A 10,769-nucleotide genomic window follows, 5' to 3' on the forward strand; every position below is an offset into this window, starting at 1 on the left:
GAAAATAGGTAGAAAATGAATGGAGTTTTAAATTTTGCTATAATCATCTTATGAACAACACCTACTATTTTATCCGTCATGCGCATTCTAACTATACACCTGATGAAATCAACCGACCATTATCAGACAAAGGGCAAGAATCCTTGGCGCAGCTTGACTTTTTAGCAGACAAACCCATTACCGCCATTTATTCCAGTCCTTACCGAAGAGCCATCCAGACGGTTGAACCTTTGGCTCAGAGCCTGAAACTCGCTATTCAAACCGACAAACGGCTAATAGAGCGAAAGCTAAGTAGTCAAGCGATTGCCGACCAAGACTTTGAAGAAGCCCTCATGCAACTTTGGTCACAGCCGACTTTTTCATTTGTTGGTGGCGAGTCTAATCAACAAGCTCAACAGCGAGCCTTAGCCTTTCTTCATGAACTGGAAAGCGAACACCAAAACGAAGAGATTATCATTAACTCCCATGGTAACCTTATCTGCATTTTACTAAGCGCATTCGATTCCAGAATTGATTATAACTTTTGGCATAATATTTCCATGCCAGATGTGCTAGTTTTAGATAAAGACGAAAGAATCACTCACCTCCTATAAAATATGGCATCGACTAGCAAGGCTCGGCTAAATCTTATCGCTCATATATGGTATAATAATAAAAACTGGAGGTAAAAGATGTTTCCAATCCGTATTACAACTCTTATGACTGAAGAAGTTTATAAAAGATTTTCATGGGCTATTCTCGTGCGACGAAAAGGATTTGTATTATACATAATCATACTGATAATCGGGCTGTTCACCTACGTAATGCTCGGCCCATTAGAGGAAAAGATAATATCCATCATATTGTTTCCCCCTATTTTCGCCTCTATGTACTTTTTTGGCATGAATTATAAGATAAAGAGGGCTTATCAAAAAAATCCTTTATTTCAGAACATGGAAGTCACTCTGATATTTGACAGAGAGGCTTTTATAGCAAGAAACATACGTGGTGAATTTCACTATACCTATGATGATATTGTCAAAGTTATTATGACAAAGCAAGATTTTTATATCTTGATAGGAGAGAACACTGGTTTCGCAATTGAAAAAGAAAACTGTTCTACCGAGGCTCTTGAGTTCTTGCTAGAACTTCACATTGAGCATATGTAAAAGAAAAAGCAGGCTAGACTGACAGTAGATCAGTTCTGGTCTGCTTTTTATCTTGTAAATAATTGCTTGATATCCATCAACTTCTCTATTTTCTGATTGATTTCTGGTCGGTAGTCACAGAAGTTAATGCTCTGGATGCCACTGTTGACGGCAACATCCACATCTAGCGTCCGGTCGCCGATATAGTAGGTCTCCTGCTTGTCCAGGCCATATTTCGCGAGCAGATAGTCGACACCTTCTGGATGAGGCTTGCGCTCAAAGCCATTGGCTGTTGTGATGATTTCTGTAAAATAATCATGAATGCCCAAGCCTTGCAAGATTTGATGGGCATTGAGTCCCTTGTGGGTATAGACGAACTGGGCAATGCCCTGCTCTTCAGCCCAGGCCAGTATCTCCGTAGCTCCTTCCATCAGATGGACCTGAGCATTTTTCTCCTTTAGGCTTGCTCCACGGAAGGCATTCATCTCAGCAGCGTCCAGCCCTTTCTCAGATGCCACTTTTTCCAAGAGTTTCTGGACAGAGTGCTTTAGGATATAGCTGTGAATACTCGCCCTGTCGAAGTCCAGACCATAGTGAGCATAGGTTTCCTCAATACCCGCCAAAATAGCATCATAGGAATCCAGCAAGGTGCCGTCCAAATCCCAAATAAACGCTTTTGTCATGTGATTTCCCTCATTTTTCTGTCAAATAAAACCTTTAAAAATAGCCAGCGGAAGCCATTGTCCAAGAGCATCCCAGTCCAAACCCCCGGCAGACCCAAGCCAAAGGTCACTCCCAGCAAGTAACCGGCAACGATGCGAATCAGCCACATGCCAACAGTCGTGGCATAAAAGGGCAGTCTGGCATTCCCCAGCCCCTGCCAGATAGCTGTGTAAATCACGGTTCCGACTGCCATGGGAGTTCCCAGCAGGGAGAAAAGCATGACCGAAAGGCTGGCTGTGATAGCTCCGCTATTGTCCGTATAGAGCAAGGTCAGCGGCCGACCAAAAGCAAAAATTCCTAGAGCCACGGGCAGCATGCAAGCAAAAGACAACCAGAAGGTCCGCTGACGAATCAGACCGACCTCTTGCATATCTCCCTCACCAACCGCATGGGCGACCAGCATGACTGTTGCTGTCGCAACCCCAAAGACAGGCATATAATTAAACTGAGTCAGAACTTCACCGATGGCATTCCCCGCTACTGCGTCTGTCCCAAAGACGACCACAATGGCGATAATAACTACATCACCTGCCCGCATCATGAGCCGCTCTCCAGCAGCTGGCAGAGACAGGCGCAAGAGCTCTCCATCTAAGCCCCAGCGCCAGCGAATTGTGGACAAATCCAGCTCCCGCCAGAGAATCAGCACACCGACCAAACGAGCCAGCACCGTCCCCAACGCTACACCGATAATACCAAGCCGAAAGACGTAAATCCCCAGACCGGAAAAGAGAGCATTGAGGACATTGGTCAGAAGACTGACATACATGGGAAATCTAGGATTGCGCGTAACCCGCACTAGAGCCCCAAAGGAAGTCATCAAGCCAAGCAGAACAATAGTCCCACCAACCAGAGCCAGATATAGACCGCCTGCTTCAGCCACCGCCTTTTCCGTCCCCAGAAGGTCCAGCATCTGCCTGCCAAAGAGTAGGGAAACGAGGCCTAGCAGAAGACTCAGAAGCAGCGTCAGCTTGATAGCCTCAGCTGTATGATAGGCCAGACGCTCCTTGTCCCCCTGAGCCAGAGTCTTGGAGATGAGACTGGAAATAGCAGCCCCCAGCGCGATAAAGATCGCCTGATAAATCGTAATGATGTTGCCGGCCACCGAGACACCAGAGATTGCAATCAGCCCAAGACTGGCCACCAGATAGCTGTCGACCATTCCCATGAGCATCTGCGAAAAATTCTCCGCCATAGCCGGCAAGGCAATATTCATGATTTTTTTATAAGTCGTCATAATCTGAAAATCTCCTGTATTTGTATATCCTTTCTTACTTGCAATATCTACTCTCTACCATAGAGAATAGAAAGCGGTGGGACTATTGTCCTACCGCATATGAATCTCCTATCAAAAAACCTTGTTTTAAGCACAAGCTCCCACACTATACTGCTTCGTACTCCCAAGCTTAATGAATATCTTCACTCCTCCACAAAGAGTCCCAAGATATGAACATTGTCTGCAACGGAGACAAAGGCAGCTGGGTCTGTATGCTTCATGATTTGCTTGAATTCATTAAACTCAGCTCGGGTGATAACCGTCACCAGAACAGCTTTTTTCTCATGATTATAAGTTCCCTCAGCGCCATGGATTACTGTCGCCCCACGATGCAGCTTGTTGTGAATCTTATCAATCACCTTGTCCGGATGGCTGGTAATAATCATAGCCTGCATGCGCTTCTGCTTGGTAAAGACAGCATCCGTCACTCGACTTGATACAAAAATAGTAATCATAGAGTACAGCGCATATTCCCAGCCAAAAGTCAGACCCGCAATCAGCATAATAACCCCATTAACAATCAAGGAAATATTCCCGACATTCCGGCCCGTTTTTTTCCGAACAGTCAGACTGACAATATCAGTCCCACCGCTGGAAATGCTGGACTTAAGGGCAAAGCCAATCCCCGTGCCCATGACCACACCACCGAAAAGGGCGTTGATAATAGGATTATCAGTCAAAGTCACTTCTGGCACAAACTGGATAAAAAGCGAGCTCATCGTAACCGTAATAAAGGTGAAAATGGTAAACTTATGCCCAATCTGGTACCAGGCCAGGATCATCAGCGGAATATTGATGGCGTAAAAAGTCACAGAAACCGGAATGGTAAAACTAAAGAAACGAGTACTGAGGGCAGTAATGACCTGCGCCAGACCAGTCGCCCCGCTGGAATAAACATGTCCCGGCTGAAAGAAAAAATTGACTGCGACAGCTGACAAAAAGCCATAGACAAGCGAGGCAGAAATCTTCTCATCGTATTTCTCACGTGAGATACTCTTTAAAGACCGCAAAATCTTAAAATTATAAGCAAACCTGCGGACATAATAGCGAAAGAGTTTATAAAAATTAGTCTTCTTCATGTGCTTCCACTTGTAAACTTAATTCCTCTAGTTGAGCGACCGATACTGGACTAGGCGCCTGTGTCATTGGATCAGAAGCCTTGTTATTTTTCGGAAAGGCAATGACTTCGCGGATATTTTCTTCACCAGCCAAGAGCATCACAAAGCGGTCCAAGCCCAGAGCTAAGCCGCCATGCGGTGGAAAACCATAGTCCATAGCCTCCAGAAGGAAGCCAAACTGCTCCGCAGCTTCTTGAGCTGAGAATCCAAGCGCCTTGAACATCCGCTCCTGCAAGTCTTTCTGGTTAATCCGAAGACTGCCACCACCCAGCTCGTAACCATTAAGGACGATATCATAAGCCACAGCCCGCACCTTGCTCAGGTCGCCTTCCAGCTCTTGCTCAGAATCTTTCTGAGGCAGGGTGAAAGGATGGTGGGCACTCATGTAGCGGCCCTCTTCTTCTGACCATTCAAACATGGGCCAGTCCACCACCCAAAGGTAGTTAAATGTATCAGGGTCAATTAAGTCCAGCTCCTTGGCCAAGCGTACACGAAGAGCTCCCAAAGCAGCATTTGCCACTTCCAAAGTATCAGCCACAAAGAGAACTAGGTCATTATTTTCAAGCTGTAAAGCATCTGTCAACTGACTTGTCAAGTCTGTCAAGAACTTAGCAACTGGACCAGCTAGCTCACCATCAGTCACCTTCACCCAAGCAAGGCCCTTAGCACCATGCTGTTTTGCTTGCTCTGTCAGCTTGTCGATATCCTTACGAGAGTATTTATCTGCAGCATTTTTCACCACGATAGCCTTGACAGCTGGAGCTTCTGAAAAGACCTTGAAGTCAACTCCCTTAACAAGCTCTGTCAAGTCCTGCAACAACATCTCAAAACGAGTATCAGGCTTATCAACCCCATAAAGAGCCATGGCATCATCATACTTCATACGAGGGAAGGGCAGAGAAAATTCAATACCCTTGGTCTCTTTCATAACACGAGCAATCAAACCTTCTGTAATGTCCTGAATCTCCTGATCAGACAAGAAAGAAGTCTCCAAGTCTACCTGAGTAAACTCTGGTTGACGGTCACCGCGCAAGTCCTCATCCCGGAAGCATTTAACAATTTGGTAATAACGGTCAAAACCAGCGTTCATCAAGAGCTGCTTGGTAATCTGCGGACTCTGAGGCAGAGCGTAAAAATGCCCCTGATGGACCCGACTAGGCACCAAGTAATCACGCGCTCCTTCTGGCGTTGACTTGGACAAAAATGGTGTCTCTACATCAAGGAACTCCAGCTCATCTAGATAGTTGCGGATAGAGTGAGTCACCTTGGCACGGAGCTTGAAGTTCTCCAGCATCTCTGGCCGGCGCAAGTCCAGATAACGGTAGCGCAAACGTGTATCATCATTCACTTCGATGCCGTCTTTGATTTCAAAAGGCGTCGTCTTGGCTGTATTTAAGACAGTCAAGCTTTCCACATGCAGCTCCACGCTTCCTGTCGCCAGCTTGTCATTGGCCTGCTCACGCGCAGCCACCTTACCTGTCACCTCTAGCACATACTCACTGCGCAGGCTTTCCGCTGTCGCCATGACCTCTGCAGCCACAGTCTCAGGATTGATGACCAGCTGCATAATGCCTTCGCGGTCGCGCAAATCAATGAAAATCAGACCGCCCAAATCCCGACGGCGGGCTACCCAGCCCTTCAAAGTGACTTCCTGACCAACATGCTCCTTGCGAACACGCCCAGCATACATAGAACGTTTCATCTTTACTCTCCAAATTTTTAATTCTGTTACTATTTTACCACAAAGCGCCTAAGAAAGCCCTTCTGTCCGTTCTTTTTCTGAAAAATATTAAAGCTCCTCATGACTAATGCTGACATTTATGACAAAAGGCCTGAGGCGATTGACCCCAGACCTACTGTCTACTCTATAGATTATTCCTTTTTCTTGCTATCCTCATAGAGACTGGGCGCAAACGCTTTTGTCACCATGGCCGTCACGAAGCGAAAACCTCCCGCTGCCAGACCAAAAATCGGCGCCAAAGCACGGAAGAAAAAATCCCCCCGCATAAAATAACAAAGCAGACCAGTAATCACAAAGATAGCCAATCCCTGCACCACAACCACCAATAATATTTTCTTCATCATTCCCTCGACTTTCTATAGACTATTATAGCATAAGAAAGGAGGGTTAGGACAGAAACTGTAAACTTTTGGAAAATAGCAAGGTAAAGAACTGAGGTGCAAAAGAAAACCACCTGAATTGATAATTCAGGTGGGCAATGAAATTACGGAAGTTTATAATTTTCTTTCATTTGTTTTGATACATTATACTGCTTTTTCTGTGTAGGAGTCAGCCTAGCTTGTGGATTGGAATAAGTAAACATTGACGTCTCAGTCTCAATTCCTTTGGCTAAGTCGTTATCCATTTGCAAAAAATAATAAGCTACTTGATTCAAATATACGTCCAGAGAATCAACTGTTTTCACTAAATTTGCGCTCATTTTGTTAAGGGCGTCCTCTGCTCCTTGCATAGACTCTGTTGCAGAAGATTGGATTAGCCCCGTAATTTCTCCTTCAAATCTTTTATTCATCTCCTGCATACTAGTTTTGCAGGCTGTTAGCTTTTCTGCATCTATCTCTTTACGACTCATCTAATTACCCTTTCTATTCATCTTAAGTAGTTAATCTTTTTAAGCTTATATCTCAAAAAGATTGGCTACTTTTCATAAGGTGATTCTTGTTCAAACTTATAATACTTGACGAACTCTTCCTGACTTTTAACAACATGTTCCTGCCCATCTACTGAGTTATCTGCAGGTATCGTCACATTTTCAAATAAATTCGTATCTTTCTTATACAAGAGCTGCAAAATTGGAAGACTACTCTCAAAACTAGGCTTATCTGTCAGAATAGCAACCATACCATTCTCATCCTCCAATAGTTTAGCTGCTTCAGGATATTTTTGGCGGATAAGGGCATCAGATGCTAGTTTTTTTCCTTTATTAAGATACAAAGCTGAATTATGTAAAAAATAATCTGATGATAAAGGTAATAACTGACTAAAATACGAAGAACTTTCAGCTATCCATTTATCATGCCCATCACCAGGATCCACAATTTTACCACTATTCAAATCAATAGATTTAAGGAAACCTTCTGTATAATTATTTTCCGATGTCTTCAGATAAATGTCTAATAGCTCTCTACCCTCACTTACATAAACATTATTTTGTATTCGACTTGGGACAGTATTTGAATCATATTCCCTAACCATTTTAAAAACATCATAATCCTTAGAAATAAGTTTGCCTCCCTCTGCATCATAGACTGTAATCCCCCAATATTCTTGTTCTTCTGCAATATTATGAGTATTTCCGTCACTCTTTAGCTTTCGATACTCTTGCACGATTTTTGTTCCGCCCACTCGTGCATCCTGAGGATACAATCTTTTATTTGATTTTGTTAACCAATAATCCAAAGGGCTATCATATTCCCACTTAAGAACAACTCCTTTCCCTCCCTCGATGAATTCATAAGAAGCGATTTTCTTCTTTAAAACTGGCGATTTATAAGGGTCTACAAAATAAGCTATGTAACTTTTGTATATTATACATGGCAAAGCCAAAAGGACAAATGATATTGTAAACAGAAATTTAACTTTTCTAGACAATTTCATTGAGCTACCTCCTGATACTTATTATTCCAGAGAAAGTTTTTTGAAAATTCTTCTCTTTCTCCAGGAATATTGTCCAATGCTACTTTCAACTGTTCTAGTTGTTTTGAATCCATCTTAGAAATTTGCAAGTCTGATTTTCCTTTTACATAATCAATAATCTCTTGATCAACCTTGTATTTTATGTCACCTACATATGCGTTCATCTGTTCAGAAGTTAAATACTGACTCACTCCTTTATCATCCAAGTATTGCTCACGCATATAAGCATCGTAATCATAATAATGAGTCGCATCTACCTTCATAGTATTGGTGTTATGTGCAGGGGTGTAGCCTTTCCATAAATCAAAATCTGGTACATTATTTTCTTCCATCTTCCAAGCCCCTTTATTGGTAAAACCTCTCACAATATCATTTCTTGCTGCCATCTCTTTTTCTTCTAATTCTGACAAATTTTCATTATAAGTTTGTTGAGATTCTACAAATTTATTAAAACCGGACTTGAAAGTCTCAAGCGGAATCTTTTTACCATTAATAGTAATCTCATCAGGTAACCCTTCGCTCGCGGTGCCAATCGCTGTCGCTTTGTCAAAGGAATCCAAAGAATTTAACATGACTTTAAAGGTTCCGATAGCTATCTTTGTTGGTTTACCGCCAGGAACTAGATCTAGTGCCCATTCACCCATAGACTTCCAAAACTCCACTTGTTCACTAGCTTGCTGCTTCTTAATATCAGTCAATTCCTTATAAGAAGCTTCAAGTGCTTTATCCGAATATGTAGTTGAAAGACCACTTGTGTATATCTTAGTTTCAGGGACTCCAAGAGAATTATTCTTGGTAACCTTAAACGTAATATTGTCACTATCATCCAATTTTACTATTTCGAAATCATAAGAAATGTTTTTTTTGTAAACTCCTTGCATGCCATTATTAATCTCGCTCGAACTAGACCCTAAGCCAAGATCCTCCACAGACTGAAGAAGGCCGTTAAATTTATTCAAAGTTCGCAGTCTTTTTTTCATCGCAATCATGTCGGGATTGCTTTCATCATATTTAGCTTCTTTCAAACCTGCTTGAATTGCCTGCAATTTGCCTGCATACTTATCATTAACCGTTTTTAGATTTTCAATATGAGCTTTTGTTTCTTCTGGGGATATCTTCCCAAAGCCATTAAAATAACGTTGTATTTTATTTATATTCCCTTGTTCCATAGCCATAGCTATCTCAGTCGAGATAATCAAATAACCATTTTCACTAATAGATGATGAAGCTATGGCATGAGTGCTTTCAAGATTGTCATTCCAAGCTGCAACCATAATTTCGGCATCCGCTTCATTCTTGATAATATCTAAATAATCTACTTGTTCTACCGTAATAGGATTTTCTTTCATAATAGCATGATAAACTACTTTTGGACTAACTCCTATAACAGCTTGAGCATTTTGAATAGTATCAGCTAAATCTTCAAAGGCTGCCTTACCTGTCTCAGCTACTTTCTTTAAAGCATCATCCGAATCTGAAATGCCTTGATGGGTGGTGTTACGAGCATTAACTTCATCATTAATGAAAGCTTGGGCTCTCTCATCATATCCTGTGAAATCAACAGTCCCAAAACCTAGTGCCTCTTGCGCTTCTTCCATCAAAGATTTCAAGCCATTTTTCTTGGCAATCATCTCTTCATACTGAGGGCCTTTTAGTGTATTAACAATACCGTCAATAGCTCCTTTATCAGTATAGGCAAAATTACCAAATCCTAGGCCTTGGACGGTATGCCCAAAATCTGAGACCCCTTCTCCGTAAGTTTTTAAAACTTCAGGAGCTTGTTGAAAGACTTGGTCCTGCAGAATGTTTAATTTACCAAAAAAGGCATTAATCACCTCTCCTCTTTGACCTCCTACACGATCTGTAAAGGATCGCTGTGTTTGGGCAGCTGCCGCTGTTAGTGCAACTGAAAAACTCGTAATGGATTCTCCATAGCTTTGAATACCACCCAAATTATGCGCTTTAACACTATAACTCATCTGTCTACTCCTTCTCTATTCTATTTCGTCTTAAACGTTGGCGTTTTAAGTAAGCTATTATTTCGATATTCTTCCCATTCACTAGCTACAGCTGCCGAAATCTGAGTTTCTAAAGAGGCGATTTCAAGCTTCAATAATTCAACCATCGTATCACGTTTTGTATCCAATAAAGTGGATAAAGTTTTGATATCCGTTTGTTCTTGCCTACGCTCTTCATCGTACTTATCTCCAGCAACGCTACCTAGAGCACCATTAATACTAAAGGTCATACTTCCAATCGCGCCTATTGAACCATTCAATGCATTGGTTACTTGCTTATCATCAATATTGCAGGAATATCCTTCTAACCTACTCTTGATGGCCTCTAACCGTGCTTTTTTGGCTTTCAAACCTGCTGATGCTCCAAAAGGATTACCAGGAAAAGTCATAGGGGTATATAAATAATTAAAACCGTTCATTTTGTTTCCTCTCTATTTTATAATTTAGTTTAAATAAATGTTGTTATTTCATCAAAACTTTAATCTTGTGTACTGTATTATCAAGAATATAATAATGAGTCTGTAAATCTAAGATGCCTTCACGAATCGGACGGTTGTTAAGAGAACTAAAGACTGTTTGCTCGCTTATACGCATAGCCACCAAAGATTGTTTAAAGCCTCTTGCAATCTTAGATGCAACATCTATGCTGCGAATAATATTTGGAGAAGTCATTGCGATAGATGCGTAGCCAGCTCTTAATCCTTTCTCTAAGACAAAAGCTAATCTTTCTTGATCCACACTATCAAGTTCTGTCATCAATTCTGTCATTTGATAGATTATCACTGTCGCTTCATGCTTATTCTTACGTTCCTGAGTTCGTATTGTAATACGTTTTTCTATATCTTCAAGAAGTGT

The 10,769-nt window shown here is 41.9% G+C and carries 11 protein-coding genes and 1 pseudogene; 2 read left to right on the forward strand and 10 right to left on the reverse strand.

Going from position 1 to position 10,769, the window contains the following annotated elements; all coding sequences use genetic code 11:
* The first annotated feature begins 50 nt into the window (after nucleotides 1-50).
* Together PCY71_RS14605 and PCY71_RS14610 are read left to right on the forward strand one after the other, a co-directional pair.
* The gene (locus PCY71_RS14605) at nucleotides 51-593 is read left to right on the forward strand and encodes a histidine phosphatase family protein (protein WP_002927293.1); all 543 of its coding nucleotides are present in this window, start codon (nucleotides 51-53) and stop codon (nucleotides 591-593) included.
* Nucleotides 594-671: 78 nt separating this feature from the next.
* Nucleotides 672-1,148: a YcxB family protein gene (locus tag PCY71_RS14610; RefSeq protein ID WP_301412808.1), complete on the forward strand. Its 477-nt coding sequence runs from the start codon at nucleotides 672-674 to the stop codon at nucleotides 1,146-1,148.
* A 47-nt stretch (nucleotides 1,149-1,195) separates the two neighbouring features.
* Here PCY71_RS14610 and PCY71_RS14615 read toward each other — a convergent pair whose 3' ends face one another.
* The 10 genes and pseudogenes from PCY71_RS14615 to PCY71_RS14660 all read right to left on the reverse strand — a co-directional run.
* The gene (locus PCY71_RS14615; RefSeq protein ID WP_002927296.1) at nucleotides 1,196-1,810 is read right to left on the reverse strand and encodes an HAD-IA family hydrolase; all 615 of its coding nucleotides are present in this window, start codon (nucleotides 1,808-1,810) and stop codon (nucleotides 1,196-1,198) included.
* Nucleotides 1,807-3,084, reverse strand: a complete 1,278-nt coding sequence (locus PCY71_RS14620) for an MATE family efflux transporter (protein ID WP_301412809.1) — start codon at nucleotides 3,082-3,084, stop codon at nucleotides 1,807-1,809. Before PCY71_RS14620 ends, PCY71_RS14615 begins: the two co-directional genes overlap by 4 nt.
* Nucleotides 3,085-3,266: 182 nt before the next feature.
* A complete protein-coding gene (locus PCY71_RS14625) occupies nucleotides 3,267-4,202 on the reverse strand; it encodes a YitT family protein (protein ID WP_002908240.1) in 936 nt (311 codons plus the stop codon).
* Nucleotides 4,189-5,943, reverse strand: a complete 1,755-nt coding sequence (gene aspS, locus PCY71_RS14630) for an aspartate--tRNA ligase (protein WP_002908241.1) — start codon at nucleotides 5,941-5,943, stop codon at nucleotides 4,189-4,191. Before aspS ends, PCY71_RS14625 begins: the two co-directional genes overlap by 14 nt.
* A gap of 170 nt (nucleotides 5,944-6,113) precedes the next feature.
* Nucleotides 6,114-6,326 carry a hypothetical protein gene (locus PCY71_RS14635; RefSeq protein ID WP_032906234.1) on the reverse strand — a complete coding sequence of 71 codons (213 nt, stop codon included), beginning with the start codon at nucleotides 6,324-6,326 and terminating at the stop codon, nucleotides 6,114-6,116.
* A 140-nt stretch (nucleotides 6,327-6,466) separates the two neighbouring features.
* Nucleotides 6,467-6,832 carry a hypothetical protein gene (locus PCY71_RS14640; RefSeq protein ID WP_048773787.1) on the reverse strand — a complete coding sequence of 122 codons (366 nt, stop codon included), beginning with the start codon at nucleotides 6,830-6,832 and terminating at the stop codon, nucleotides 6,467-6,469.
* Between the two features lie 65 nt (nucleotides 6,833-6,897).
* Complete coding sequence (locus PCY71_RS14645) at nucleotides 6,898-7,857, reverse strand: hypothetical protein (RefSeq protein ID WP_048773785.1); 960 nt, start codon at nucleotides 7,855-7,857, stop codon at nucleotides 6,898-6,900.
* Nucleotides 7,854-9,875, reverse strand: a complete 2,022-nt coding sequence (locus PCY71_RS14650) for a hypothetical protein (protein ID WP_048773784.1) — start codon at nucleotides 9,873-9,875, stop codon at nucleotides 7,854-7,856. Before PCY71_RS14650 ends, PCY71_RS14645 begins: the two co-directional genes overlap by 4 nt.
* Before the next feature lie 20 nt (nucleotides 9,876-9,895).
* A complete protein-coding gene (locus PCY71_RS14655) occupies nucleotides 9,896-10,333 on the reverse strand; it encodes a hypothetical protein (protein ID WP_002908246.1) in 438 nt (145 codons plus the stop codon).
* A gap of 43 nt (nucleotides 10,334-10,376) precedes the next feature.
* Nucleotides 10,377-10,769 (reverse strand): annotated as a pseudogene (locus PCY71_RS14660) (cell division protein FtsK); the annotation flags it as partial.

It is taken from the genome of Streptococcus sp. SN3 (assembly GCF_030439905.1).

Coding starts and splice junctions, on each gene's coding strand:
- PCY71_RS14615 (WP_002927296.1), bottom strand. CDS start 1,810: ATGACAAAAGCGTTTATTTGGGATTTGGACGGCACCTTGCTGGATTCC.
- PCY71_RS14605 (WP_002927293.1), top strand. CDS start 51: ATGAACAACACCTACTATTTTATCCGTCATGCGCATTCTAACTATACA.
- PCY71_RS14655 (WP_002908246.1), bottom strand. CDS start 10,333: ATGAACGGTTTTAATTATTTATATACCCCTATGACTTTTCCTGGTAAT.
- PCY71_RS14620 (WP_301412809.1), bottom strand. CDS start 3,084: ATGACGACTTATAAAAAAATCATGAATATTGCCTTGCCGGCTATGGCG.
- aspS (WP_002908241.1), bottom strand. CDS start 5,943: ATGAAACGTTCTATGTATGCTGGGCGTGTTCGCAAGGAGCATGTTGGT.
- PCY71_RS14610 (WP_301412808.1), top strand. CDS start 672: ATGTTTCCAATCCGTATTACAACTCTTATGACTGAAGAAGTTTATAAA.
- PCY71_RS14650 (WP_048773784.1), bottom strand. CDS start 9,875: ATGAGTTATAGTGTTAAAGCGCATAATTTGGGTGGTATTCAAAGCTAT.
- PCY71_RS14645 (WP_048773785.1), bottom strand. CDS start 7,857: ATGAAATTGTCTAGAAAAGTTAAATTTCTGTTTACAATATCATTTGTC.
- PCY71_RS14640 (WP_048773787.1), bottom strand. CDS start 6,832: ATGAGTCGTAAAGAGATAGATGCAGAAAAGCTAACAGCCTGCAAAACT.
- PCY71_RS14635 (WP_032906234.1), bottom strand. CDS start 6,326: ATGATGAAGAAAATATTATTGGTGGTTGTGGTGCAGGGATTGGCTATC.
- PCY71_RS14625 (WP_002908240.1), bottom strand. CDS start 4,202: ATGAAGAAGACTAATTTTTATAAACTCTTTCGCTATTATGTCCGCAGG.